Genomic DNA, 24124 nt, shown 5'->3' on the forward strand with positions numbered 1-24124 from the left:
CGTCCTGGGCTCACCGAACCGTGAACGCCCGACGTGCTGACCTGCCGGACATCGGATGCACCAGGTGGGCCAAAAAACCTACGTGGTAGTATGTTTTGCCTACGCGGAAATGAGTTCATATGCGGGAAGTCGTCATCGTCGATGCGGTCCGGTCACCGATCGGCAAGCGCAACGGCGGGTTGGTCCACAAGCACTCCAACGAGCTGCTCGGCGATGTCCTGGTCGGGCTTCTTGAGCGATCCGGCCTCTCCGGCTCCGAGGTCGATCATGTAGTCGGAGGATGTGTCCTGCAGCTCGGCATGCAGGCCGCGAACGTTGCGCGCAACGCTTGGCTCACCGCCGGCCTCCCGATGGAGGTGCCCGCGGCGACCGTGAACGCCCAGGTGCGGCTCGTCGCAGGAAGCCCTTCTTGTCGCGCAGTCCATGATCGCGGGCGGTTCCGCCGATGTTGCGATCGCCTGCGGTGTCGAAGTCATGAGCCGGATCCCTCTCGGTAGCAACATGCCCCCAGACGGGCCTCACGGCAACCCTCGCGGTGGCAGGTACGCCGAGGTCTACGAACCCACGATCCAGTTCGAGGGCGCCGACCGCATCGCCGAGTGCTGGCGGCTGAGCCGCGAGGAGCTCGACGAGTTCGCGAAGACCTCCCAGGACCGGGCCGCGGTGGCGTGGGAGCAGGACCGCTTCGGCGGTCAGGTCGTCCCCGTCGAGGCCCCGGCCGCCGACGGGAACGGCGTGATCGTCGGGACGACGACGATCACGCGGGACGAGGGACTGCGGTCGACGACGATCGAGGGTCTCGCCGGGCTGAGGCTCAATCAGCCCGACCGGGTACCGCGAGGCTTCCATACCGCGGGGAACTCGTCCCAGATCTCCGATGGAGCCGCCGCGGTGCTGCTGATGACCAGGGAGAAGGCAGGGCTTCTCGGGCTGCGCCCGCGGGCGCGCGTGGTCGATTCGGTCCTGGTCGGCTCCGATCCGGTCCTCATGCTCACCGGGCCGATTCCGGCGACCGCGAAGATCCTGGCGCGGACCGGGCTCTCGCTGGACGACATCGACCTCGTCGAGATCAACGAGGCGTTCGCCTCGGTCGCCTGCGCATGGGCGAAGGAGTACGGCGCGGACATGGACCGGGTGAACGTCAACGGCGGCGCGATCGCCCTCGGCCATCCGCTCGGCGCGACCGGAGCCGTCCTGATCACCAAGGCGCTCCACGAATTGGAGCGCACCGACGGTCGCTACGCACTGATCACGATGTGCTGCGGCGGGGGGCTCGGGACGGGAACCGTCCTCGAACGACTCACAGAAGGGCCCTGATGATCGACACTACGGCTCGGCCTTGGATGACGGGCGACGCGGCCGACTTGTTCGGGATGGCCACCGCCTTCTTCGACCGTGAGATCCCGGCGAACAGGGAAAGGTGGGAGGCACAACGTCATGTCGATCGCGACTTCTGGCTGAAAGCCGGCGAACTCGGACTGCTGTGCGCGAGCGTCCCCACCGAGTACGGCGGGGGCGGCGGCAGCTTCCTCCACCAGGCGACGATTCAGGATGCCTACGCGCGGCACGGTGACCGCTCCTGGGGCAACTCGATGCACAGCGGAGTCGTCGCCGACTATATATACGAGTACGGGACGGAAGAGCAGAGGCGGCGCTGGCTGCCGAAGATGGCCACCGGTGAGCTGATCGGGGCACTGGCCATGACCGAGCCATCCGCCGGTTCCGACCTCAAGGCGATCCGCACCAAGGCGGTCCGGACGGACCAGGGGTGGCTCCTCAACGGGTCCAAGATCTTCATCACCAATGGCGGCAGTGCCGATCTCGTCGTCGTCGCATGCTCCACCGACCCGTCGAGAGGCGCGAAGGGCATCTCTCTGATCGTCGTCGAGACCCAGGGAGCGGACGGATTCACCCGAGGGCGGCCCCTGGACAAGATCGGTCAGCACGGGGCGGACACGAACGAGCTCTTCTTCGACGATGTCCTCGTGCCGGTGGAGAACCTCCTCGGCGAGGAAGGGAGCGGCTTTGCGATGATGATGGACAAGCTGCCCCGGGAGCGCCTCATCGTCGGCATTACCGCGGTCGCCGCGACCGAACTGGCGCTTTCGGTCACCGTGGACTACGTGAAGCAGCGCGAGGCCTTCGGCGGCCCACTGATGGACAAGCAGCACATCCGCTTCGAGCTCGCCGAATGCGCCACCCTCGCAAGGGTCGCCCGCGTCTTCCTCAACGAGTGCATGGCCACCCAGCTGTCGACCGGGCTGGACCTCCCGACATCGGCGATGTGCAAATGGTGGCTCACCGATGTCCAGTGCCAGGTGATCGACAAATGCCTGCAGTTGCACGGCGGATACGGCTACATGACCGAGTACACGATCGCCCGGCTGTACGCCGATGCCCGGGCGCAGCGCATCTACGGCGGCACCAACGAGATCCAAAAGGAACTGATCGCCCGCTCCCTCTGACCCAGCACGCAACGCCGACAACGACGAGGAGAAGACAATGGGTCGCTACGACGGGCGGGTCGCCGCCATCACCGGGGCAGCACGCGGTATCGGGTTCGGGATCGCCGCCCGCCTCGCGGAAGAGGGAGCGTCGATCGCAGTGGTCGACCTCAACGCTGCCGCCGCAGCGGAGGCCGCCGGCCGGCTGCCGCTGGCCAAGGGCGCGAAGGCGATCGGTATCGCCGCCGACGTCAGCCAGGGCGCGGCGGTCGACGCGGCGGTCGCGCGCGTTGTCGAGGAACTCGGCGGCATCCATGTGCTGGTCAACAACGCCGGTGTCACCCGTGACAGCCTGCTGCACAAAATGACCGAGGACGACTGGGACCTCGTCATGAGCGTCCACCTCAAAGGGGCGTTCCTGATGGCCAGGGCGTCGCAGCGGCATTTCGTCGCCCAGCGGTATGGCAAGATCCTCACCCTTTCGAGCACGTCGGCGCTCGGCAGCCGAGGTCAGGTCAATTACTCGACCGCGAAGATGGGTCTGCAGGGCTTCACCCGCTCGCTCGGCATCGAACTCGGCCCGTTCGGCGTCAACGTCAACGCGATCGCGCCGGGCTTCATCATCTCGGAGATGACCGACGGCGCCGCACGCCGGCTCAACGTGGACGCCGAGGAGTTCCGCCGGACGAGGGCCGAGAAGACCCCGGTCAGGCGAGTCGGGACCCCCGAGGACGTCGCCGCCGCGGCGGCGTTCCTGTGCAGCGACGAGGCGTCGTACGTCACCGGGCAGACGCTCTACGTCGACGGTGGCTTCAGGCTGTGAACCGATCCTTCCGCTGAATACATACGCAGTAGTGATACTTCCGGAGGCCGAATGCACTTCGCTCTTTCGGAGGGCCAGCGCGTCCTCCAGCAGACGGCGGACGCCGTCGGCGCACGGCTGTCGGCGGAGGCGCCGGTGGGCGACGCGCAAACGGACGGAGGCGCTCTGCGCGCCAGATGGTGGTCGACGCTGGTCGACCTCGACCTCGTCGCGCTGCTGGTACCCGAGCACCAGGGCGGCGCCGGCGGCTCACTGACCGATGCCTGCGTCGTGGCCGAGGTGCTCGGCCGCCACATCGCCCCTGTGCCGTATGTCGGAACCGCCATCGCGGCGGCGGCCCTGCTCCGCTTCGCGGGCGGGCCGGAGGAGTCGCTCGCGCGCCTGTGCCGCGGCGCGGCCTACTCGGTCCTTCTCGATGATCACCTCGAAGACCCGCTCGCCACGGCAACGGTGGCGTTCGACTGGGTCGAGGGCGCTCAGGGGGTCGCGCTCTCCCCGGGCGGACTCGCCACGGTGCACGACCTCGCCGACACCGACCCGATCACGGACATCGACCCGCTGCACCGCCTGGGCCGCCACCGGCCCATCCTCGCCGGCCCCGCCTCCGGCGAGGGGGCGCGCAGGGCGCGAGCCGTGACCTGGACCGGAGCCGCGGCGTTTCTGACCGGCCTCGCCGACGGAGCGTTGCGCCAGGCCGTCGAGTATGCGCGGCAACGCGAGCAGTACGGCCGTCCGATCGGCTCGTTCCAGGCTGTGAAACATCTCTGCGCCGACATGCTTTTCGACGTCGAGACCTCACGCTCCATCGCCTACGGCGCCTCCTGGGCCGCGGAGCACGCCCCGATCGACGAGGCGGAAAGGGTGGCCTCGGCCGCGAAGAGCTACGCCGGTGCGGCGGCGATCAGAGTCTGCGAGACCGCAATCCAAGTCCTCGGTGGGATCGGCGTGACACAGGAGCACGACGCCCACCTGCGCCTGCGTAGTGCTCACCTGCACCACGCGGCGTTCGGCAACACGGACGCGCCGTTGATGCTGCTCGCCGGCCGCGTACTCGACCAGGTTTGAGGGCGATCACAGATGGACCTTCGCGACTCCCCGGAAGAAGCTCGTTTCCGCGCACAGCTCTGCGCCTGGCTTGAGGAGAACATACCGGCCGACCCGGAACCGGCCATGCTCGCCGAACGCTGGCCGTACATGCGCGACTTCCAGCAGCGCCTGTACAGGAGCGGCTGGATCGCCCTGTCCTATCCGACGCAGGTCGGCGGCCAGGGGCTAGGTCCCATGGAGGAGGCGATCCTCAGCGAGGAACTCGGCAGAGCCAACGCTCCCACCCTGCTGCCGCTCGGCCACCTGGGTCGGCCCCTGCTCAGGTACGGCACCGACGAGCAGCGGCGCCGCTACCTGCCGCCGCTGCTCGCCTCCGATGAGATCTGGTGCCAGGGATTCTCCGAGCCGGAAGCCGGCTCGGACCTCGCCTCGCTGCAGACTCGTGCCGTGCGCGAGAGCGGCGCATGGGTGCTCAACGGCCACAAGACCTGGACGAGTTACGGCGCGTTCGCCGACTTCTGCCTGCTGCTGGCCCGGACGGATCCGGACGTCCCGCGTCACCGTGGGATCTCGGCGTTCATCGTCCCGCTGCGGACGCCGGGCGTGACCGTCCGCCCGATCGTGCTGGCCAACGGGGACGAGGAGTTCGCCGAGATCTTCCTGGACGACGTACGCATCCCGGAGGCGAACATGCTCGGCCGGCCGAGCGACGGCTGGCGGATCGCCATGGACGTGGTCAACTACGAGAGGGGAGCCGTCGAGACCGGGTACCTGCCCAAGTTCGAACGCTACCTCTTCGAACTCGCCGCGGTCGCCAGGACCCGGGCGCGGGAACCGGACAGAGCCACCCTGCTCGCGCTCGGCGAGGTCGCCGCCGCACTGGAGGTGCTGCGGATGCACTGCCTGCGCACTTTGAGCGATCGCGTCTCGGGCGCGCCTCCCGGTCCGGAGAGCTCCATAGACAAACTGCTGATGACCGCGGTGGAGCAGAAGCTGACGGCGCTGAGTCTCGGCCTGCTCACCGCCGCCACCACGCCCGGTCGCGCCGAGTGGTTCGACCGCTACCTCTATGGCCGCGCCGGCAGCATCTACGGTGGCACGGCCCAGATCCAGCGCAACATTCTCGCCGAACGGCTGCTGGGCCTGCCGCGGAGCCCCGGGTAGGGACGCCGATCCGCGGTGGCGGAACCCGGGCGCCGGCCGGTGGGCTGGTGCCCGGGGGACAGGCGGTGCTCGGGGTCATACCATGCGCCCGGGGTGAGGCCATGGGCCGTGGTCAGGCGAGGACACCGCGGACGGCGTACTCGGCGAGCTGTGCCGCGATCCGCTCTCGCTCGGCCGCCGACCCCCTCGACCCGCCTGGACGGAACCAGGCGTGCATCCAGTTCACCGTGCCGAGTACGGCCTTGACGAGGATGTTCACCTCGGTGTCGCGGAACACACCGGCCTCGATCCCCTCCTTGAGGACCTCCACGAAGTACGCCTCGAACTGGCGGCGCATCTTCATGATCTGGGCCATCTGCTCCTGCTTGTTGCGGCCTTCGGCGGCGAGGTTCATCTCGATCTGGTACTGCGCCGGACCCATGTAGCTTGCCCTGTTCATGAGGTGCATCGCGTGGTGGTGCACCATCCCGCGCAGCTTCTCCTCCGGGCCGAGATCCTGCCGCTCCGCGGTCGGCCCGACAGCCTCCAGTGCCCACTCCAGCGCCTGCCTGTGGATCCCGATGAACAGATCGCCCTTGGTTCGGAAGTAGTGGTAGATGCGGCCCTTGGTGCAGCCGAGCACATCGGCTACGTCGTCGATCGAGGTGGCCGCGTATCCCCGTTCCGAGAACGCCGTCGCCGCCGCGTCCAGGATCTCGCGTGCGCTCGCCTGGCGTTTGGAGTCCAGTTTCAGCGTCCGTCCGTTGGCGAAGGTTTGCCGCATGGCGACATACTACTCGGCCGAATGGTGCCGAGCGTCCTCGCCAGGTCGGGCCGCCGGCCAAGAAAAAAACCTACGTGGTAGTATTTTTAGATGTGTTCGGCCGAGTTGTGCATCGGGCAGTCGACGGACGTGGGGGGAGCCGGATGCGGCGACCCTGAAGGCGGAGTCGGCGCACTCCTCGAACTGGAGCGGCTCGAACCGCTGATCTTCCGCAGCCGGGCCCACATGGGTGAGCGGATCAGGCTGTACGGAGGCGAAGTCGCGGCTCAGGCCATGCTGGCGGCCAGCCGGACGGCGCCGCCGGGACGCGCACTCAACTCGCTCGGCGCGTACTTCCTGCTCCCCGGCGACTCCACGGTGCCCGTCACCTACAAGGTCGGGGTCGCGCGGGACGGGGGCGCCTTCAGCACCAGGACGGTCGAGGCGTCCCAGCCGGGCGGCCCGATTCTGGTGGCCACCGCGTCGTTCCAGAAACCGGAGCGCGGACTCGGCCATCAGGTGGCTCCGGCTCCGGTGCGAACGCCGGAGACGCTGCCCTCCGTGGAGGATGCCTTGGCGGACGACCTGCTGACCCTGGGCTTCATCTCCGAGGTGATCGGCCGGCTGGAGGTCGACGTCCGTTTCCTCGACGGATCGCTGGGCGCTTGGGGGGAGAACGGGCACATCGCCGCGCAGCGCGTGTGGATGCGCACCCGGCACGCGCTCGCGGACTCACCAGAGATCCACGCCGCGGCTCTGGTCTACCTGTCCGACCTGTTCATGCTCGCGGCGAGCCTGCGACCGCATCCGCACCACATCGCCGACGGAAAGGTGTGGTTCGCCACGATCTGCCATTCCGTCGTACAGCACGCGCCCGCTCGTGCCGACGACTGGCTGCTCTACGAGGTCGAGAGCGACTGGGCGGGTGGCGGGCGGTGCCTGACGCGCGGCCGGCTGTTCGACCGGGCTGGACGGCTGTGCGCCGGCACGACCCAGGAAGCCGTCCTCCGCGTCGCCGAACCGGGATAGACCCGCGGCCTGTGGACATCGAAGCTGGTCATTGACGTATAAAAACCTACTGAGTAGCATGTTTTTTGGGGTGATGCACACCACTTCGCCGGAGCGCGGTCCGCTCCGAGCTCCAGGCCCGCGCCCGTCGGCGGGAGGCCCAGCGGAGTGGAACGTCGCAAACGCAGTCCCGAGCGACATCGCTCGACCAGCCGAAAAGAGATGGCATGCGAACAAGGCTCCGTACCCCTGTCTCCGCACTCGCCGCCGGCGCGCTCTGCCTCATGGCCGCCGCCTGCGGCAGCGGCGGCAGCGCCGAGGCGAACGGCGGCCAGGTCACCTCGGCCGCCGCGAAGGCCGTGATCGCCGACGCGGAGGCGGCGTACGCCAAGTACACCAGGCCGCAACCCGCGGCCTCGGTCCCCGCACTACCCTCGCCCGCGCCTCGCGGCAAGCGGCTGGCGATCGTCACCTGCTCGATCCCGGTGTGCGTCACCCTGTCGAGAGGTGCCGAGGAGGCGGCGAGCAGACTGGGCTGGACGGTCACGACACTGCAGTCCAACAGCACGCCCCAAGGCTTCGTCTCGGTGATGGACCAGGTGGCCGCCGACCCTCCGGACGCGCTCGCCTACATCCCGACCGTGCCGGACTCCTCGATCCGGCCGCAGCTGGCGAAGCTCCAGGCCGCCGGCACGAAGATCACGGAAGTGGCCCCGCTCGGCGACCCGCTGAAGCAGAAGGGCCCGGTCCAGGCGGTCGTGTTCGGGCAGAGCGACGCCGCGCTGACCGGGACGCTGATGGGCCAGGCGGTCGTGGCGGACGCCGACGGCCCGGCGAAGTCGGTGTTCGTCTGGGATCCCTCATTCGTCGCTTCCTGGGGGCCGATCAAGAACGCCTACCAGAAGGTGCTGAAGGGAGCCGGGCGTCAGGCCGGTGTCCTGGACGTCTCGAACGCCAACATCGGCAAGACGGTTCAGGGGCAGATCGTCAGCTATCTCCAAGCCCACCCGGACACCAAATACGTGGCCCTCGCGGTCGTCGACTACAACACCGGGCTCGACGCAGCGCTCCGGGCCGCGGGACTGGCCGGCAAGGTCAAGATCCTCAGCCGCGCCGCCGACGCGTCCTCCCTCAAGGCCATCCAGGCAGGGACCCAGTGGGCCTCGGTCGGCCTGGAGCTCGCCGCCGGCGGCTACCGCGCCGTCGACCAGCTCATCCGGATGATGATGGGCGTCCCGCTCGGCGACCGCGCCGATGCCCCCGGTTGGCAGCAGATCTACATCAAGGGGAATGTGCCCCAGACCGGCACCAAGCCCGAGCCGCCGGACTACGCGGCGACGTACCACACGGCTTGGCACGTGGGATGAGCGCGGCCAGTTCCCCGGCTCCGCCCATCGTCATGAGCATCGGCTCGCTCTCCAAGACGTTCCCTGCCCAGAAGGCGCTGGACGACGTCGATCTGGAACTGCGGGCGGGAGAGGTGCACTGCCTGCTCGGGCAGAACGGTTCCGGGAAGTCCACCCTCATCAAGATTCTCGCGGGCTATCACTCGCCCGACCCCGGGGCGGTGGCCACGCTCGACGGAGCCCCGATGACGCTCGGCGGCACCGCGACGCGCGCGCGGGGGGTGGCCTTCATCCATCAGGATCTCGGACTGGTGGCCGAGCTGGACGCCGTGGACAATCTGGCGCTGGGCAACCGGTACGCCGGCCGGTGGTGGCTGTCCGGCCGCCGCGAACGCCGCGCGGCGGCCCGGCTGCTGTCAGAGTTCGAGTTGGACCTCGACCCAGGCCGCCCGCTGGCCACGGCCACGCCGGGGCAGCGGACGATGGTGGCCATCGTGCGGGCGGTGGCGGCGACTGAGGGGGCACCGGCCCTGTTGGTGCTGGACGAGCCCACCGCGTCGCTGCCGCAGCACCAGGTCGAGCAGCTGTTCGACCTGCTGCGCAGGCTTCGCGCCCGCGGCGCGGCAATCCTCTACGTGACGCACCGCCTGCGTGAGGTGTTCGACATCGGCGACCGGGTCACGGTGCTGCGCGACGGGCGGCGGATCACGACCCGGCCCGTCGACACTGTCGACGGTGCCGACGAACTCGTCCGGCTCATCATCGGCCGGGCTCCGGCCGAATTCTCCCCGCCCCTCCCGGCACCGGACTCGGAGGTGCTGCTGAGCGCGTCCGGGGTGTCGGGTGAGCAGGTGGCCGATTTCTCCCTGCAGGTCCGGGCCGGCGAGATCGTCGGCGTCAGCGGCCTGGTCGGCTCAGGATACGACCAGGCACTCGGTTTGACCTTCGGGGCGCGCCGCCGCGGCGGCGGAAAGGTGCGACTCGGGGGCCGCGCCGTGCCGGCGAACCGGCCGGACAAGGCGATCGCCGCCGGCCTGGCCTACGCGTCGGCCGACCGGAAGCGGCTAGCCACGATTCCCGAGTGGACCGCGCGCGAGAACGTCACGCTGCCTCGTCTTCCGGCCGCCGGGCCCGCTCGCTGGCTCGGCGCCCGCTTCGAACGGCGGGAGGTCCGTCCGTGGATTGAGCGCCTGGACGTCGTGCCGGCGGATCCCGACCGGCAGCTGGCCCTCCTCAGCGGCGGTAACCAGCAGAAGCTGGTGCTGGCGCGCTGGTTGCGCGTCGACGCCCGGGTACTTCTCCTGGACGAGCCCACCAGCGGCGTCGACGCCGGCGCAAAGGCGTCGATCTACGACGTGCTGTCCGGCATCGCCGCCCAGGGACGGGCTGTGGTGCTGTCGTCCTCCGACGCCGAAGAGCTCTGCGCCGTGTGCGACCGGGTGCTCATCATGCGCCACGGCGCCATCCGCGCCGAACTGGCCAAGGGCGATCTCTCGGTCGCGCGCATCGTGAGCGAGACGATCCGCGACTCCGCCGACGACGCCCAGAAAGGGCCGCGCGCATGAGCTTGAAATCCCGGACCCCCACCACCGAGTCGAGCCCTCGGCCCGATGGCCGAGACGGAAGGCCGCCGGCGACCCGGCTCGCGCACCTGATCGCCGGCCGGGTGCAGGTCGGCCGGTACAGCGGACTGCTGCTGTGCGGGGCGCTGATCGTCCTGTTCTCCGTTCAGCTACCACAGACGTTCCCGACGAGGTCGACGGTCATCGGCATCGCCGGTGACCAATCGATCACGATGATCCTCGCGCTGGGGCTGCTGGTCACCCTGGCGGTCGGCCAACTCGACCTGTCGGCCGCCCAGAACCTCGGTATGAGCGCCATGATCTGCAGCGTCCTGATGGTCCATCACCACGTGAGTCCCGGTGTCGCCGTGCTGATCACACTACTGATCGGACTCCTGGTCGGTGTGCTCAACGCGATCTTCGTGGCGCTGGTCGGCATCGACAGCCTGATCGCCACGCTGGGCATGAGCTCGGTACTGCTCGCGGTCACCGAACAGGTCTCGGACTACCAATTCGTCGGCCCGGTGCCGAGCGGATTCCAGAAGATCGCCAACCATGAGATCCTCGGATTCCCGAGCGTCGCTCTGTACGCCGTCATCCTCTCGGTGCTCGCGTGGTACGTCCTGGAGCACACGCCCGTCGGACGCCGCGCTTTCGCGGTGGGGGCGAACCCGGACGCCTCCCGGCTGGCCGGCGTCCGGACCGTCCGGTACATCGCGGGCTCGTTCGTGGTGACGTCGCTGTTCGCCTCGATCGCCGGGGTGCTCGTCACCGCGAAGATCGGCAATGTGGCGCCCACGCTCGGCCCGGCCTACCTGTTGCCCGGCTTCGCCGCCTGTTTCCTGGGCACGACTCAGCTCAAGCCAGGCCGGTTCAATGTCGGGGGCACCGTCGTCGCGCTGTTGCTGCTCGCCATCGGCGTGAAGGGGCTGCAACTCAACGGGACCCAGTTGTGGGTGACGGATCTGTTCAACGGTCTCGCGCTGCTCACCGCGGTGAGCGCCGCGGTCCTGAGCGGCAAGCGCCGGCCCAGGCAGAATCAGAACCGGCGGGCAAGCCGCGCCGAGGGCACGCCGAGCGCGCCCTGACGAACGAGGCGCCCTGATACAGGGGACGCGTTGACGGGCGGTGCCGCATGGCGGCACCGCCCGTCAACGCATCCCGGCCCGGCTATTGACCGGTCCAGACCGGGTCCCGCTTCTCTGCGAACGCCCGGGCGCCCTCTTGGGCGTCGGCGGAGGCGAGCACCGGCTCAACCAGGGTTCGCTGCGCGTCAAAGTCCTCGGTGCTCGCATAACCGGCCGACATCGAGACGATCTGTTTGCTGGTGCGGACGGCGAGCGGCCCGTTCGCCGCCACCTTGCCCGCCAGGTCGCGGGCGGCGGCCAACGCTCCCCCCGGTTCGGTGAGGAGGTTGACCAGCCCGTGCGCGTGGGCCGTCTCCGCCGTAATCGGCTCCCCGGTCAGGGCAAGCTGCATGGCCAGCTGGTAGGACAGGGTCTTCGGGAGCCGCAGCAGTCCGCCCGCCCCCGCGACCAGGCCCCGCCTGACCTCGGGGAGGCCGAACTTCGCTCCCCGCGCGGCGACGATCAGGTCGGCGGCCAGCGCGAGTTCGAATCCGCCCGCGAGCGCCCATCCCTCGACGGCCGCGATGAGCGGCTTGGCGGGCGGTCGCTCGGTGAGACCGCCGAAACCCCGTTCCGGAATGATCGGGATCTCCCCGCGGGTGAAGGCCTTGAGGTCCAGGCCCGCGCAGAAGGTGCCACCGGCGCCGGCCAGGATCGCGACGCCGAGATCCTCGCGTGCCTCGAACTCGTCGATCGCGGCCGCGATACCCCGGGCAACGGCGAGATCGACGGCGTTGCGGTGTTCCGGACGGTCGATCGTGATGACGGCGATCCGGTCCGCGCACTCGAATGACACACTCATCGTTGGACTCCATTTCCGTGTGCTCCGGTGAGCAACGGCCACAGTCCGCCGGTGCCCGCGGACATCACTCGCCTTGTGAGATCCACGGACCACGCGTCCTCGTTGCCCGACTCGTCGCGCCATGCCCACAGTCTTGTGGTGCTGTGCCGCAGTGAATGCTCTTCGGTGAATCCAATCGCGCCGTGGACCTGGTGGGCCAGCGAGGCGACCACGCCGGCCATCTGGCCGGCGACCACCTTGGCGGAGGCGACCGCGAGGTCCGCGTCGCCATGGGCGTCGACGGCGAGCGCCGCGGCTTCGACGGCTACCTTGGCCAGCAGCGTTTCGCCGGCCATCGCGGCCAGGTGCTGCTGGACGGCCTGGAACTTGGCGATCGGCCTGCCGAACTGCTCCCGCTCGCCCGCGTAGGCGACGGACAGTTCCAGGGCCCGGCGGGCGGCGCCGGACATCAACGCCGCCCGGGCGAGTGCGGCCCGGCCGCGGAACGCCCGCACGGAGATCGCCGAGCCCGCGGGTACGTCATAGACCCTGGATGCGGGGACGATTGCGTCGACGGCCAGATCGTCCCGGGGCTCTCCGGCGAGGTTCGCGCCTGGAGTCAGCAGAAGGTCGCCGGGCTCCAGGACGATGACGCGGCGGTCGTCCAGGACGACGACCCGATGGGCGCATCGGGCCCAGGGCACTCGGGCGATCGTCCCCCAGACCGACAACCCGGCGCGTTCCGGACTGGTCCGCAGTCCCGGGCCCGCGACCGCGGCGGTCATCGGATCGGAGGGCACCGCGGCTCCGCAGCCGGCGAGCAGCCAGCCGGCCAGCAGCGCCGTCTCAGCGAGCGGGACGCCGGCCGAGTACTCTCCCAGCACCTCCAGCACGGCCACGGCAGCGGCGACGTCTCCACCCGCGCCGCCATGCTCCTCCGGCACCGCCAGCGTGGTGACACCGATCTGCTCCAACGCCGCCCACAGCCCGAGGTTCCAGCCGTCGTCCGCGCGGGACGGAGCCGTGCCGACGTCGCTCTCCCTGACGCACGCCTCCCGCACGGTCGCGGCGAGTGCCGCGGTGATCTCGCTCATCGCGCCCCCAGTTCCTTCGCGACTACGCCGCGCAAGATCTCGTTCGTGCCGCCCCGCAGAGTGAAGCCGGGGCTGTGCAGGATCGACTCGGCCAGCATGCGAGGCAGCCGCTGATCGGAGCCCGGGTCCGGGAGGACCTGGCTCAGCAGCCGGACGGTGTCGATGACGGTGCTCTCGAATCGGGTGCCGAGGTCCTTGACCACCGCCCCCTCCACGGTCGGTGCGACGCCGGCCTCCAGCCTCCCGGCGACCGCGAGGGACAGTTGGCGCAGCGCCCACATCCGCCCGGCCGCCGCGCCGACCCGAGCCGTGTCCGGCCCTTTGCCCTGCTGGGACAGGTGGTCCACGGCGACGTCCAGCAGGGGAAAGGTCGACAGGATCCGCTCCGGGCCGCTGCGTTCCATCGCCAGCTCGCTGGTGACCTGCCGCCACCCCGCGCCGACCTCCCCGAGCACCCGCGCGTCGGGGACGAAGACGTCGTCCAGGACGACCTCGTTGAAGTGGTGTTCACCGGTGAGCAGACGGATCGGCCGCACGTGCACGTCCGGATCGGGCAAATCGACGACGAACTGGGTAAGCCCGGCGTGCCGGTCGGCGGTCCGGGGCTCGGTGCGCACCAGGACGATCATGGCGTGCGCCCGATGCGCTCCACTCGTCCAGGTCTTCGTCCCGCCCAGCCGCCAACCACCCTGGACCCGCCTGCCGCGGCTGCGCACCGATGCCAGGTCGGACCCGGTGTCGGGCTCGCTCATCCCGGCGGCGAAGAAGCACTCACCGCGAGCGATCCCGGGGAGGTAAGCCTGCTTCTGCTCCTCGGTCCCGAACCTCAGCAAGCCCGGCCCGGACTGCCGGTCGGCGATCCAATGGGCGGCCACGGGCGCTCCGGCCGCGAGCAGTTCCTCGGTGACGACGAACCGTGCCAGCGCACCGGCGGCCGACCCGCCGTACCGCGCCGGGAAGGCCATGCCGATCCAGCCGCGCTCGCCCAGCCTGCGGCTGAACGCGGGATCCCAGCCCCCCAACCATTGATCGCAACGCGGTGTGATCCGTCCCATCGACAGTTCCTCGGCCAGGAACGCGCGCACGTCCCTCCGCAGGATGTCGAACTCAGGCGCAAGCGTGACAGGTTCGAGATTCCACAGATCCATGGCTTTCGCTCTCTCTCCTCGGCCGACCCTCAGCGCAACGCCCAGCGACCGGTGTAGACCGGCGGCTCGGTCTTTTCCAGGAAGGCGCGGAACGCGGCCGGAGCGTCCTCGGTGGCCAGGTTCACCACCTGTGCGCGCGATTCGTCGTCGATCGCCTCACGCAGTGTCCGGGTGGCGCTCTGTTGCAGCAGCGCCTTCGACTGGGCGAGCGCGACCGGCGGGAGCACCGCGAGCCGTCCGGCCAGTTCCGCGACGAAGCCGGCGAGTTCGTCCTCCGGTTTGACCCAGGTCACCAGGCCCAGCTCGCGGGCCTCTCCGGCGCCGATCGTCTCCGCGAGCATCGCCAGTCGTTTGGCCTGCTGGAAACCGGCGAGCCGGGGCAGGAACCAGGATCCGCCGAAGTCGATCGACAGTCCGCGCCGGGCGAAGATCTGGGAGAACCGGGCGGAGTCCGAGGCGACCACGAAGTCGCAGGCCAGCGCCAAGTTCCAGCCGGCCCCCGCGGCCACACCCTCGACCTTGGCGATCACCGGCTTCGGTAGTTCGCTCAACGCGGCGGCGATGCCGCCGATCCGCCGCATCCGCGCGATCGGGTGCTCATTGCGGGACTGGCGCCCCAGGTCGGCGCCCGCGCAGAAGTCTCTGCCCGCCCCGGTCACGATGACGACCCGGATCGTGTCGTCGTCGGCCACGTCCTTGATGGCGGCGTGCAGCAATCGCCAGCCCTGGTCGTCGATGGCGTTCCTACGGGACGGCCGGTTGAGGGTGAGGGTGGCCGCCGCGCCGTCTCGCGTGACGATCACCGGATCCCGTCCGGTCGGCGGGGTTGTCTCCGCGGTCATGCTCCACCTTTCCGCGCTTGCGGCGCTTTCCGTGGTCAGCGTCCCTCGAACGCGGGTGTGCGACGGTCGCGGAACGCGGCCATCGCCTCGGCCGAGTCGTGCGTGCTGTGCACGACCGCCATGTGCGACGAGATCAGGTCGAGCGCGGTCCGCACGTCGGAGCGCGCGGACTGGTAGGCCGCCCTCTTGATCATCTGCACGTTGATCGGCGGCTGTTCCGCCAGCTTGCGCGCGTAGTTCCACCACGCGTCCGCGAAGTCCTCATCGGCGTGGACGTGGGTCGCGATGCCGATGCGCTGCGCCTCGTCGGCGTCCACGAAGTCCCCGGTCCACAGGAGTTCGAGGGCCTTGGCCATCCCGACCAGACGGGGCAGGTAGTAGCAGCCGCCGTCTCCGGGCACGAGTCCGATCCGGATGTAGCCCTCGGACAGCCTGGCCGACCGTGCCAGCAAGCAGACGTCGCACATCAGCGCCATGTCCATACCGGCGCCGACGGCGATTCCGTTCACGGCCGCGATCAGGGGTTTGTCCAGATCCTCGACGGCATGGGCGACCCTGTGGATGCGATCGGTGAGCAGGGTCTTGACTCCGAGAGGGCTATCGGCCTCCGCGTCGAACGCGTTGAGGTCGATGCCGGAGCAGAAGGCGTCGCCGGCGCCGGTGACGACGACGACCCGTACAGAGGGGTCCGTACGCGCCGAGCGCAGTGCCTCCTCCCAGCGGTCGATCATGTCGAGGGTGAACGCGTTCTTCATGTGCGGCCGGTTCAGCAGGATCGTGCCGATCCCGTCCTGTACGGCGTATTCCAGGTCTGCCACGTGCGGGTTCTCCTTAGGCGCAGCCGGGCGGAAGCAGGGGCATGTATTGAAAACATACTACCACGTAGGTTATTTTGCTTCTCGATCCCGATCGCGCCGTGCGGCGGGGAGTGAGCACGCAGGAGGCTTTGGATGGACTACTCGGTTCTGGCGCCCACACTGCTGGTGGAGGCGGACGGACCCCTGCGGATCATCACGATGAACCGGCCCGATGAGCTGAATTCGTTCGACGATGCGCTACATGTCGGGATGCGTCGGGTATGGGATCTGCTGGTCGATGACGAGGACGCGCATGCGGTGGTGCTCACCGGTGCGGGACGGGCGTTCAGCGCCGGCGGGCACGTGCCGAACTTCCTCCGCAATCACCATGACCCGGTGGCGCGGCGGCGCGACATCCGGGAAGGCGAGCGGTTGGCGCGGGCGATGATGTCGTGCGAGCTACCGGTGGTCGCAGCTGTGCACGGCCCGGCCGTCGGGCTCGGCTGCAGCCTGGCCACCATGGCCGACTTCGTGGTCATGGCCGATGACACGTTCATGAGCGACCCGCATGTGAGCATCGGGCTGGTCGCCGGTGACGGCGGCTCGGTCACCTGGCCGTGGCTGACCAGCATGCTCACCGCCAAGGAGTTCCTGCTGCTCGGCGACCGGATCCCCGCCGCCGAAGCCGCACGGGCCGGGTTGTGCAACCGGGTCGTGCCCGCCGACGAGGTGCTGCGGACCGCCAAGGACTTCGCGCATCGCTTCGCCGCGCTGCCGGCCCAGTCGGTGCGCGACACCAAGCGCGCTCTCAACATGCATCTGCTCGACTCGGCGAACAACGTGCTCAACTTCGCCCTCGCCGCCGAATACGAGTCCTTCGGCACCGACGACATCAAAGACCGCGTCGCCCAGTTCCTCGCCAAGGACGGCAGGACATGACGACCACGACCCGCGCCGCCGAGCACTGCACCGGGGGATCCGCCGGTGCGAGCGTAACGTCGACGGGGACGAACAAGACCCGGACCAGCCGGGCCGTGTCACCCTCGGGGGACTTCATGGACATCGCGGCAACGGATCATTTGCTCTCCACGACGCGCGCCGTACGCCGCCGGCTCGATCTTGAGAGGCCGGTCGAGCGCGAGGTGATCCTCGAGTGCCTTCGCCTCGCGGTGCAGGCGCCCACGGGCGGCAACAAGCAGGCGTGGCGCTGGCTGGTCGTGGACGACCCCGCGGTACGTGCGGACGTGGCGGACCTGTATGCCCACCGCACCCTGGAGACGATCGACCGGCAGTATCCGCGCATCCGGGATCCGCAGACGAGGCGCGTCTACGACAGCGCCCGCTACCTGGCCACGGTCATGGCGCGGGTCCCCGTGCTGATCGTGCCGTGCGTCCGGGGACGGCTGGACGGGCCCGGCGCGGCGAATGCCGCCGCGTTCTATGGCTCGATCTTCCCGGCGATCTGGAGCCTGCAGCTCGCGCTGCGGTCCCGCCGGATGGGCTCGGTGCTGACGACGCCGTTCGTGGGGGAGGACGAACGGCGGTACACCGAGATCCTGGGGCTGCCCGACACGATGACGCCCATCGCCCTTCTTCCCGTCGCCTACACGATCGGTGACGAGTTCAGACCCGCCGAACGCCCTCCCATCGAGACCATCACCCGCTGGAACCGGTGGACAGACGAAGAAGGTCGTCCATGACCGAGCGCCGGACCCTCGATGATCAAACGGCACACGACGAGCGGCCGGGCCCCGAGCTCCTGCGTCTGCTGCTGGACGAACGGGACATCGCCCGGATCGTCCTGCAGTACGCGCACGGCGTCGATCGCGGTGACGTGGACCTGGTTGCGTCCTGCTATCACCCGGGAGCGTACGACGATCACGGCTACGCCAGCGGGACCGTCGAGGAGTTCACCGCCGCGCTGCGAAAACGGCCCTCCGGGCAGGGCGTCAGCCAGCACCTCATCGGGAACGTGCTCATCGATGTCCGGGGCGGATCCGCCGTCTCCGAGGCCTACTTCCTTTGTTACATGGAGGGTCTCGGCGGATCACGGGCGATCGCGCCCATCAGCATGTTCGGTGGCCGCTATGTCGACAGGCTCGAAAAGCGAAACGGTGCCTGGCGGATTCTGCGGCGCATCTGCGTAATCGACTGGAGCCGCGAGCTGGGTGACGCGCCGCCCGCGCCCAGAGCGGACACGTTCGGCAGGGGTTACAGAGACGACCGTGACCCGGCCGTCGTGGCCCTCCGCGAACTGGGCGCGCACTGACGGCCGGAAGCCGACCTCGGGCACATCGCATCACCGATCCACGGCCCCTTGGCGGCACGGCCGGGCCTGCCGCGCGCGCTGGATGCCGGCAGGCCCCCCGGCTCCCCGTCCCGATCGCATTCCGTCGATCTGGATGCCCGACAACCTCTTCCAAAAAGTGATACGCGGTAGTATGTTTTTCGTGCAAGCTCGCAGGTGAGGGCCCGATCTAGGTCAGATGGAACGCCTACTCGCCGCTCCGCCCTGTCCTGTTCCGGAGAAAGGACCTGCCTTGACAGAACGGAGGGCTTTCGATGGCATCGTCGTGCTCGACCTCAGCCAGGTGTACAACGGCCCCTACTGCACCCTGCTGCTGGGGCAGCTCGGCGCGGAGATCATCAAGATCGAGCCGTTCCGGGGCGAGCCCGTGCGGTGGCGCGTCGTCGGCGAGCAGCAGACGGCCGCGTTCGACCTGCTGAACGGCGGGAAGAAGAGCCTGCGGCTGGATCTGAAGAATCCCCGCGGGCGAGAGTTGTTCCTGCGCCTGGTATCGCGGGCGGACGTGGTCGTGGAGAACTTCGCCCCCGGTACTCTGCAGCGGCTGTCCCTCGGGTACGAGGTGCTGGCGCAGGCCAACGAGCGGATCATCCTCGCGTCCGGCCGGGGATACGGCGCGTCCACGCCACAGGCCGAGATGCGGGCCATGGATTTGACCATCCAGGCCGTGACCGGAGTGATGGCCACGACCGGGCGGCCCGACCAGCCGCCCACCAAGGCAGGCCCCGCGGTCGCCGACTTCTTCGGAGGCACCCACCTGATGGGGGCGGTCGCCGCGGCGCTGTACCAGCGCACGGTGACCGGACGGGGCCAGCATGTCGAGGTCGCGATGCAGGACGCGGTCACCCCGTCCCTGGCATCCAGCATCGCCGGTCACCTCGACAGCGGCGGGACCCTCCCGGAACGGACCGGGAACAGGCACGGGGGGCTGGCGGTCTGCCCCTACAACGTCTACCCAGCGTCGGATGGCTGGGTGGCGATTCTGTGCATGACCGACGGGCACTGGCAGTCCCTGTGCCGACTGATGGATCGCGCGGATCTCGCCGGCGACCCTGCGTACGCGTCACCGCCAGCCCGCGTGGCGCAGATGGACAAGCTCGACGAGATCGTCGCGATGTGGACCGGGCAACTCAACCGGGACGCCATCGTCGGCCGGCTGCAGGCCGCCGGGGTGCCCTGCGCGGCCGTGCTCGGCCTGCCCGACGTCATGGCCGGGCCGCTCGTCGGCGCCGACGGCATGATCCGGCCGGTGCGCGGGGCGGGCGACCACCCGGCGTACGTCTTCGGCAGTCCACTGCGCCTTGCGGACTCGCCGCCGCTGCCGGCCGAGGCGGCCCCCGACCTGGGCGAACACACAGAGGAGATCCTGGTGCGGCGGCTCGGCCTGGACGCCTCCGAAGTCCGCGAACTGCGCGACGAGAACATCGTCTAGGAGAATTCATGCCCGTCGACGAAACCTTGCTCGACTCCATCCGGACCAATATCGGCTCGGAGACCACTCACACTCTCGGGCCGATCACAGCCCTGATGATCCGGCGCTACGCCCGTGCCATCGGCGAGTCGAACCCCTTGCACTACGACGCTGAGTTCGCCCGCGGCTGCGGACATGCCGACATCGTGGCGCCGCCCAACCTGGTGACCGCGATCACCTGCTGGGACGAGGGACCCGCCGCCGAGGATCTCAGCACCGACGGCACGCCGAGGACGCCGCAGCTGAGCGGTCTTCCCACCAGCGGCGTGCGGGTGATGGGCGGCGGTGAGGACATGGAGTTCCACACGCCCATCACGGCCGGTACGACCGTTGTGGAGCGATCCACGATGATCGACGCCGAACTGCTGCAGGGGCGCACCGGCCGCTTCATCGTCGTCCGCTACCGACATGAGTTCGTCGACGACGCCGGGCTCCCCTTGGTGACCTCGACACGGAAGGTTCTGCTCCGATGATTGGCTCCAGCGCGGCTACCAGCCGGGATCTGCGGTTCGGTGCCGTGCGCATCGGTGACCGCCTGCCTGAAGCGCGTCATACGCCGACCAGGCTTCAGCTTTTCAGATACAGCGCGGTGACCTGGAACACCCATCGCATCCACTTCGATCCGGACTACGCCGCCGCCGAGGGATATCCGGACGTTCTCGTCCAGTCCCATCTGCACGGTGCCTTCCTGGTGTCACTGTGCACGGACTGGATGGGCAGGAGGGGGCGCCTCACAAGGCTGGAGGTCTCGGTCCGGCGTTACGCGGTACCGGGCGATCTCCTCGTCTGTTCCGGCGAGGTCAAGGACGTCGAACAGGCCGGCGAAAGTCACGGGCTGGTCCGCCTCGGCGTCACCGAGACCCGGGAATCCGACGGCACGGTGTGCGCCATCGCGACCGCGACGATCGAATTGCCGCTGTGACCATGAGCGAACAGGAAAAGGGGAACATGCCGGCGACATACGACGTCCTCCGGATCGGAAACTGTTCCGGATATTACGGGGACCGTTTCGCCGCGGCCCGAGAAATGGTCGAGGGCGGCCCAATCGACATCCTGACCGGCGACTACCTCGCCGAGCTGACGATGCTGATCCTGTGGAAGTCCCGGCGACGGGACCCGGGCGGCGGTTACGCGACGACATTCCTGGCGCAGATGGAAGAGGTGCTCGGCACCTGCCTGGACCGCGGCATCAAGGTCGTCACCAATGCCGGCGGGCTCAATCCCGCCGGGCTCGCGATCGAGCTCGGGCGCCTGGCCGAGCGGCTCGGGCTGCATCCCACCATCGCGCACATCGAGGGGGACGACCTCCTCGACCGCCTTCCGGAACTTCAGCGGCAGGGGCACCCCCTCGCGCATCTCGGCTCCGGAAAGAGCCTCACCGAGGCCGCCGTGGAGCCCGTCACCGCCAACGCCTACCTGGGCGGCTGGGGGATCACCGAGGCGCTGCGCTGCGGCGCCGACATCGTCGTGTGCCCGCGAGTGACCGACGCCTCACTGGTGGTCGGGCCGGCAGCCTGGGCCTTCGACTGGCGTCTCGACGACTGGGACCGGCTGGCCGGCGCCGTTGTCGCCGGGCACATCCTCGAATGCGGCCCTCAAGCCACCGGTGGCAACTTCTCCTTCTTCACAGAGCTGCCGGACGGCCGACGGCCCGGGTACCCGATCGCCGAGATCGCGGCGGACGGCTCGTCCGTGATCACCAAACACTCCGGCACGGGCGGCGCAGTGACGGTCGAGACGGTCACGGCGCAGATCCTCTACGAGATCGGCGCGCCGGACTACCTCAACCCAGACGTCGTGGCCCGGTTCGACACCATCGCCCTGTCCGACGACGGCCCCGACCGCGTGCGGGTGAGCGGTGTCCGGGGCCGTCCCGCACCCGACACCGCCAAGGTCTGCCTCAACTACCACGGCGGCTACCGCAACAGCGCCACATTCATCGTCACCGGCCTGGACATCGAGGCAAAGGCCGACCACGCCGTCCGCTCCCTCGTCGGCGGACTCGGCGGGCCGGAAACGTTCGAGGAGACCGACGTCCGGCTGCTGCGCACCGACGTCGCGGACGCACCGGAGAACGTCCAGGCCGAGGCCCGCCTGCGGGTCACGGTGAAGGATCGCGACGAGCGCAAGGTGGGGCGCCGCTTCTTCAATGCCGTCGCGGAGTTCGGCCTGTCCAGCTACCCAGGCATGTATCTGGAGCGGGCCGAGCGGTCGGCGAGCGCCTACGGCGTCTACTGGCCGGCGCTGGTGCCGGTCGACGTCCTGTGCCCACAGGTCGTGTTGCGGGACGGGCGGCGGCTGCCGGTGCCGTGCCCGCCCACCGAGCGCTACGACCCGCACCGCGGGGAAGCCGCCCACGTGCCGCGGGCGATGGACGACGACACGGCGTTCGCCGACACGGTCTTCGCGCCGCTCGGACGAGTCGTCGGTGCGCGGTCCGGCGACAAGGGCGGGGACGCCAACATCGGCCTGTGGGCCCGCACCGACGAGACGTTCGAGTGGCTGCAGGCCCACCTCGACGAGGACCGGCTGCGCAGCCTGCTCACCGAGGCCGCGGAGCTTGCCATCGAGCGGTACGAACTGCCCAATCTGCGGGCCGTCAACTTCGTCGTCCGCAGGCTGCTCGGTGACGGGGTCGCCGCGACGACGCGTCCCGATCCGCAGGCCAAAGGACTGGGGGAATACGTGCGTTCACGATTTGTGGAGATCCCGCGGGTCCTGCTGCCCGACGGGCACGCGGTAGCCGATCACTCAGTGGGGCGGTGAAGACGAGATGGGTGTGTCCATGTCCAAGCCCTGGACGCCGCTGAGGCCGGAGAACGTCGCGGCGGTGCCCGCCTCGGTCGGCGTCTTCGAAATCGCCGACGAGAGCGGTGTCATCGCCATCGACTTCGCCGGCGGCAACAGTGTCTTCGGCCTCCGCGGGGAGCTCGAAGCATGGCTCGGCCGACAGGCGGGGCTGTCATTCCGATACGAGCGGACCAACGCGTACCTCTCGCGCTACCGCGAGCTCGTGCAGGTGTTCACCAACGACTCCGGCGCGGTTCCCCGGAACCTGGCGGGCGGCGACGCGCCGACCGGACGTATTCGATCGAACTAGAACTGGAGGGGCGACCATGGGATTCGCCATCACCGAGACGCAGCGCACGCTGATCGAGAACGTCCGGCGTTTCGTTCGCACCGAGATCATCCCGTTGGAATACGATCTGGACCCCGACGAGAGCGAGCTGAGCCCATCGGTCCTCGCCGGTCTCGTCGCCAAGACGAAGCAGATGGGGTTGTACAACCTCGACGCCCCGGAGGAATTCGGCGGAGTCGGCGCGGACACCGTGACGCGGACACTGCTGGCCATGGAGATGTCGCAGCACCGAGCCGGCCTGTACTCGCCCTGCTACGCCGCCTTCGGCCAGCCCGACATGGCGCAGCTGTACGAGGCGACCGACGAGCAGAAGGAACGCTATCTTCTCCCGGTCCTGCGGGGTGAGAAGAGCTCCTTCTTCGCGCTCACCGAACCGGCCGGGGGAAGCGACCCTGCCCGGTCGATCCAGACCCGAGCGAAGCGAGACGGCTCGGACTGGGTCATCAACGGCAACAAGACGTTCATCAGCGGCGCCGACTCGGCTGACTTCGGGCTGGTCTTCGCGCGCACCGGAGACCAGGGATCCGGGCGCGACGGCATCACCTGCTTCATCGTGGACGCCGACACCCCTGGGCTGATCGTCCGGCGCGTGATCCACACCCTGCGCTCGGGCCACTACCCGACCGAACTGGTCTTCGAGGACGTCCGCGTGCCGGACGAGGCGGTTCTCGGCGACGTCGGCCAGGGCTTCGCGATGGCCAACGAGCGGCTGACCAAGAACCGCATCCCCTACGCCGCCGGCTGCCTGGGCGTGGCGATGATGGCGCATCGCATGGCCGTCGAGTACGCCGGCACCCGGTCGGTCTTCGGCTCCAAACTCGCCGAGCATGAAGGGATCCAATGGATGCTCGTCGACAGCGAGATGGATCTGCGGGGTGCGGCTGCTCTAACGCTGGACGCCGCCGAACGCGCCGACAGCGGTCGGCCGTTCCGCACCGAGGTGGCGATCGCCAAGATCGCCGCCACCGAGGCCGCCGGACGGGTGGTTGACCGCGCCATCCAGATCCACGGCGGCTACGGGGTCACCAAGGACCTCCCGCTTGAGCGCTGGTACCGCGAGTTGCGGATCCGCCGGATCGGCGAAGGCTCCACCGAGACCCAGCGGATGATCATCAGCCGGGACATGCTCAAGGGCCGCTACACGAGCTGGATAGACCGGTGACCGGCAGGCGTCCGCTCGTCCCGCGCTCCAGGACCGGTGGGCGATGACGTCGGCCGAGCAGCGGGTACGGATCTTGTTCGACATCGCCGGCCTGGAGATGAGCACCGAAGAGATCGCCACCA

25 protein-coding genes are annotated in these 24124 nt (G+C 69.2%); 19 read left to right on the forward strand and 6 right to left on the reverse strand.

Translation table 11 applies throughout. The annotated features are described in order from the left end of the window. Positions 1-119: 119 nt before the first annotated feature. From ABD944_RS42495 to ABD944_RS24495, 6 genes are read left to right on the forward strand one after another with little or no spacing between them, the layout of a single operon-like run. The gene (locus ABD944_RS42495) at positions 120-497 is read left to right on the forward strand and encodes a thiolase family protein (protein ID WP_425550314.1); all 378 of its coding nucleotides are present in this window, start codon (positions 120-122) and stop codon (positions 495-497) included. Beyond that, positions 424-1317, forward strand: coding sequence for an acetyl-CoA C-acyltransferase (locus tag ABD944_RS24475; protein WP_425550315.1), 894 nt, complete (start codon positions 424-426; stop codon positions 1315-1317). The genes ABD944_RS42495 and ABD944_RS24475 overlap by 74 nt, the downstream gene beginning before the upstream one ends. Next, positions 1317-2465: an acyl-CoA dehydrogenase family protein gene (locus ABD944_RS24480; RefSeq protein WP_345180134.1), complete on the forward strand. Its 1149-nt coding sequence runs from the start codon at positions 1317-1319 to the stop codon at positions 2463-2465. Before ABD944_RS24475 ends, ABD944_RS24480 begins: the two co-directional genes overlap by 1 nt. A 37-nt stretch (positions 2466-2502) precedes the next feature. Beyond that, positions 2503-3267 (forward strand): SDR family NAD(P)-dependent oxidoreductase, encoded by a 765-nt coding sequence (locus ABD944_RS24485; protein ID WP_345180136.1) that lies wholly within the window; start codon positions 2503-2505, stop codon positions 3265-3267. A 51-nt stretch (positions 3268-3318) separates the two neighbouring features. Beyond that, positions 3319-4332 (forward strand): acyl-CoA dehydrogenase family protein, encoded by a 1014-nt coding sequence (locus ABD944_RS24490; protein WP_345180138.1) that lies wholly within the window; start codon positions 3319-3321, stop codon positions 4330-4332. Between the two features lie 12 nt (positions 4333-4344). Continuing rightward, a complete protein-coding gene (locus tag ABD944_RS24495) occupies positions 4345-5478 on the forward strand; it encodes an acyl-CoA dehydrogenase family protein (protein WP_345180139.1) in 1134 nt (377 codons plus the stop codon). Between the two features lie 112 nt (positions 5479-5590). On the opposite strand, the gene ABD944_RS24500 is transcribed toward ABD944_RS24495, so the two are convergent. After that, the gene (locus ABD944_RS24500) at positions 5591-6241 is read right to left on the reverse strand and encodes a TetR-type transcription factor C-terminal domain-containing protein (protein ID WP_345180141.1); all 651 of its coding nucleotides are present in this window, start codon (positions 6239-6241) and stop codon (positions 5591-5593) included. 90 nt (positions 6242-6331) lie between these two features. On the opposite strand from ABD944_RS24500, the gene ABD944_RS24505 reads away from it, so the two are divergent. The 4 genes from ABD944_RS24505 (at position 6332) to ABD944_RS24520 (ending at position 11224) form a co-directional block, all read left to right on the forward strand. Further along, positions 6332-7249: an acyl-CoA thioesterase gene (locus tag ABD944_RS24505; RefSeq protein WP_345180142.1), complete on the forward strand. Its 918-nt coding sequence runs from the start codon at positions 6332-6334 to the stop codon at positions 7247-7249. Between the two features lie 206 nt (positions 7250-7455). Then, complete coding sequence (locus ABD944_RS24510; protein WP_345180144.1) at positions 7456-8595, forward strand: sugar ABC transporter substrate-binding protein; 1140 nt, start codon at positions 7456-7458, stop codon at positions 8593-8595. 32 nt (positions 8596-8627) lie between these two features. Next, positions 8628-10139, forward strand: a complete 1512-nt coding sequence (locus ABD944_RS24515; protein ID WP_345180145.1) for a sugar ABC transporter ATP-binding protein — start codon at positions 8628-8630, stop codon at positions 10137-10139. After that, the gene (locus tag ABD944_RS24520; RefSeq protein ID WP_345180147.1) at positions 10136-11224 is read left to right on the forward strand and encodes an ABC transporter permease; all 1089 of its coding nucleotides are present in this window, start codon (positions 10136-10138) and stop codon (positions 11222-11224) included. Before ABD944_RS24515 ends, ABD944_RS24520 begins: the two co-directional genes overlap by 4 nt. Positions 11225-11306: 82 nt before the next feature. Here ABD944_RS24520 and ABD944_RS24525 read toward each other — a convergent pair whose 3' ends face one another. Genes ABD944_RS24525 through ABD944_RS24545 form a run of 5 tightly spaced genes read right to left on the reverse strand, consistent with a single transcriptional unit; the run spans position 11307 to position 15946 of the window. Beyond that, on the reverse strand, positions 11307-12065 hold the full coding sequence (locus ABD944_RS24525) for a crotonase/enoyl-CoA hydratase family protein (RefSeq protein WP_345180149.1): 759 nt from the start codon (positions 12063-12065) through the stop codon (positions 11307-11309). After that, entirely contained in the window at positions 12062-13138 is a 1077-nt protein-coding gene (locus tag ABD944_RS24530; RefSeq protein WP_345180151.1) for an acyl-CoA dehydrogenase family protein, read from the reverse strand. Before ABD944_RS24530 ends, ABD944_RS24525 begins: the two co-directional genes overlap by 4 nt. Next, positions 13135-14286 carry an acyl-CoA dehydrogenase family protein gene (locus ABD944_RS24535; RefSeq protein ID WP_345180153.1) on the reverse strand — a complete coding sequence of 384 codons (1152 nt, stop codon included), beginning with the start codon at positions 14284-14286 and terminating at the stop codon, positions 13135-13137. Before ABD944_RS24535 ends, ABD944_RS24530 begins: the two co-directional genes overlap by 4 nt. A 29-nt stretch (positions 14287-14315) precedes the next feature. Next, positions 14316-15128, reverse strand: a complete 813-nt coding sequence (locus ABD944_RS24540; protein WP_345180155.1) for an enoyl-CoA hydratase/isomerase family protein — start codon at positions 15126-15128, stop codon at positions 14316-14318. 35 nt (positions 15129-15163) lie between these two features. Further along, the gene (locus tag ABD944_RS24545) at positions 15164-15946 is read right to left on the reverse strand and encodes an enoyl-CoA hydratase/isomerase family protein (protein WP_345180157.1); all 783 of its coding nucleotides are present in this window, start codon (positions 15944-15946) and stop codon (positions 15164-15166) included. Positions 15947-16078: 132 nt separating this feature from the next. Between ABD944_RS24545 and ABD944_RS24550 the strand changes: the two genes are divergently transcribed. The 9 genes from ABD944_RS24550 to ABD944_RS24590 all read left to right on the forward strand — a co-directional run bounded on the left by ABD944_RS24550 (position 16079) and on the right by ABD944_RS24590 (position 24002). Beyond that, positions 16079-16864, forward strand: a complete 786-nt coding sequence (locus ABD944_RS24550; RefSeq protein ID WP_345180158.1) for an enoyl-CoA hydratase/isomerase family protein — start codon at positions 16079-16081, stop codon at positions 16862-16864. Next, a complete protein-coding gene (locus ABD944_RS24555; protein WP_345180162.1) occupies positions 16861-17625 on the forward strand; it encodes a nitroreductase family protein in 765 nt (254 codons plus the stop codon). Before ABD944_RS24550 ends, ABD944_RS24555 begins: the two co-directional genes overlap by 4 nt. Continuing rightward, complete coding sequence (locus ABD944_RS24560) at positions 17622-18194, forward strand: nuclear transport factor 2 family protein (protein ID WP_345180164.1); 573 nt, start codon at positions 17622-17624, stop codon at positions 18192-18194. The genes ABD944_RS24555 and ABD944_RS24560 overlap by 4 nt, the downstream gene beginning before the upstream one ends. Positions 18195-18465: 271 nt before the next feature. Next, on the forward strand, positions 18466-19662 hold the full coding sequence (locus tag ABD944_RS24565) for a CaiB/BaiF CoA transferase family protein (RefSeq protein WP_345180165.1): 1197 nt from the start codon (positions 18466-18468) through the stop codon (positions 19660-19662). An 8-nt stretch (positions 19663-19670) separates the two neighbouring features. Further along, positions 19671-20174 carry a MaoC family dehydratase gene (locus ABD944_RS24570; RefSeq protein ID WP_345180167.1) on the forward strand — a complete coding sequence of 168 codons (504 nt, stop codon included), beginning with the start codon at positions 19671-19673 and terminating at the stop codon, positions 20172-20174. Then, positions 20171-20623, forward strand: a complete 453-nt coding sequence (locus ABD944_RS24575) for a MaoC/PaaZ C-terminal domain-containing protein (protein ID WP_345180169.1) — start codon at positions 20171-20173, stop codon at positions 20621-20623. Before ABD944_RS24570 ends, ABD944_RS24575 begins: the two co-directional genes overlap by 4 nt. Before the next feature lie 2 nt (positions 20624-20625). Continuing rightward, positions 20626-22467, forward strand: a complete 1842-nt coding sequence (locus tag ABD944_RS24580; protein WP_345180171.1) for an acyclic terpene utilization AtuA family protein — start codon at positions 20626-20628, stop codon at positions 22465-22467. A 19-nt stretch (positions 22468-22486) separates the two neighbouring features. After that, entirely contained in the window at positions 22487-22801 is a 315-nt protein-coding gene (locus ABD944_RS24585) for a DUF7508 domain-containing protein (RefSeq protein ID WP_345180173.1), read from the forward strand. A 16-nt stretch (positions 22802-22817) separates the two neighbouring features. After that, the gene (locus tag ABD944_RS24590; protein ID WP_345180176.1) at positions 22818-24002 is read left to right on the forward strand and encodes an acyl-CoA dehydrogenase family protein; all 1185 of its coding nucleotides are present in this window, start codon (positions 22818-22820) and stop codon (positions 24000-24002) included. The last annotated feature ends 122 nt before the right edge of the window (positions 24003-24124 follow it).

It is taken from the genome of Actinomadura verrucosospora, from assembly GCF_039540335.1.
Classification (GTDB): domain Bacteria; phylum Actinomycetota; class Actinomycetes; order Streptosporangiales; family Streptosporangiaceae; genus Spirillospora; species Spirillospora verrucosospora.

Coding starts and splice junctions, on each gene's coding strand:
- ABD944_RS42495 (WP_425550314.1), top strand. CDS start 120: ATGCGGGAAGTCGTCATCGTCGATGCGGTCCGGTCACCGATCGGCAAG.
- ABD944_RS24475 (WP_425550315.1), top strand. CDS start 424: ATGATCGCGGGCGGTTCCGCCGATGTTGCGATCGCCTGCGGTGTCGAA.
- ABD944_RS24480 (WP_345180134.1), top strand. CDS start 1,317: ATGATCGACACTACGGCTCGGCCTTGGATGACGGGCGACGCGGCCGAC.
- ABD944_RS24485 (WP_345180136.1), top strand. CDS start 2,503: ATGGGTCGCTACGACGGGCGGGTCGCCGCCATCACCGGGGCAGCACGC.
- ABD944_RS24490 (WP_345180138.1), top strand. CDS start 3,319: ATGCACTTCGCTCTTTCGGAGGGCCAGCGCGTCCTCCAGCAGACGGCG.
- ABD944_RS24495 (WP_345180139.1), top strand. CDS start 4,345: ATGGACCTTCGCGACTCCCCGGAAGAAGCTCGTTTCCGCGCACAGCTC.
- ABD944_RS24500 (WP_345180141.1), bottom strand. CDS start 6,241: ATGCGGCAAACCTTCGCCAACGGACGGACGCTGAAACTGGACTCCAAA.
- ABD944_RS24505 (WP_345180142.1), top strand. CDS start 6,332: ATGTGTTCGGCCGAGTTGTGCATCGGGCAGTCGACGGACGTGGGGGGA.
- ABD944_RS24510 (WP_345180144.1), top strand. CDS start 7,456: ATGCGAACAAGGCTCCGTACCCCTGTCTCCGCACTCGCCGCCGGCGCG.
- ABD944_RS24515 (WP_345180145.1), top strand. CDS start 8,628: ATGAGCATCGGCTCGCTCTCCAAGACGTTCCCTGCCCAGAAGGCGCTG.
- ABD944_RS24520 (WP_345180147.1), top strand. CDS start 10,136: ATGAGCTTGAAATCCCGGACCCCCACCACCGAGTCGAGCCCTCGGCCC.
- ABD944_RS24525 (WP_345180149.1), bottom strand. CDS start 12,065: ATGAGTGTGTCATTCGAGTGCGCGGACCGGATCGCCGTCATCACGATC.
- ABD944_RS24530 (WP_345180151.1), bottom strand. CDS start 13,138: ATGAGCGAGATCACCGCGGCACTCGCCGCGACCGTGCGGGAGGCGTGC.
- ABD944_RS24535 (WP_345180153.1), bottom strand. CDS start 14,286: ATGGATCTGTGGAATCTCGAACCTGTCACGCTTGCGCCTGAGTTCGAC.
- ABD944_RS24540 (WP_345180155.1), bottom strand. CDS start 15,128: ATGACCGCGGAGACAACCCCGCCGACCGGACGGGATCCGGTGATCGTC.
- ABD944_RS24550 (WP_345180158.1), top strand. CDS start 16,079: ATGGACTACTCGGTTCTGGCGCCCACACTGCTGGTGGAGGCGGACGGA.
- ABD944_RS24555 (WP_345180162.1), top strand. CDS start 16,861: ATGACGACCACGACCCGCGCCGCCGAGCACTGCACCGGGGGATCCGCC.
- ABD944_RS24560 (WP_345180164.1), top strand. CDS start 17,622: ATGACCGAGCGCCGGACCCTCGATGATCAAACGGCACACGACGAGCGG.
- ABD944_RS24570 (WP_345180167.1), top strand. CDS start 19,671: ATGCCCGTCGACGAAACCTTGCTCGACTCCATCCGGACCAATATCGGC.
- ABD944_RS24575 (WP_345180169.1), top strand. CDS start 20,171: ATGATTGGCTCCAGCGCGGCTACCAGCCGGGATCTGCGGTTCGGTGCC.
- ABD944_RS24580 (WP_345180171.1), top strand. CDS start 20,626: ATGAGCGAACAGGAAAAGGGGAACATGCCGGCGACATACGACGTCCTC.
- ABD944_RS24585 (WP_345180173.1), top strand. CDS start 22,487: ATGTCCAAGCCCTGGACGCCGCTGAGGCCGGAGAACGTCGCGGCGGTG.
- ABD944_RS24590 (WP_345180176.1), top strand. CDS start 22,818: ATGGGATTCGCCATCACCGAGACGCAGCGCACGCTGATCGAGAACGTC.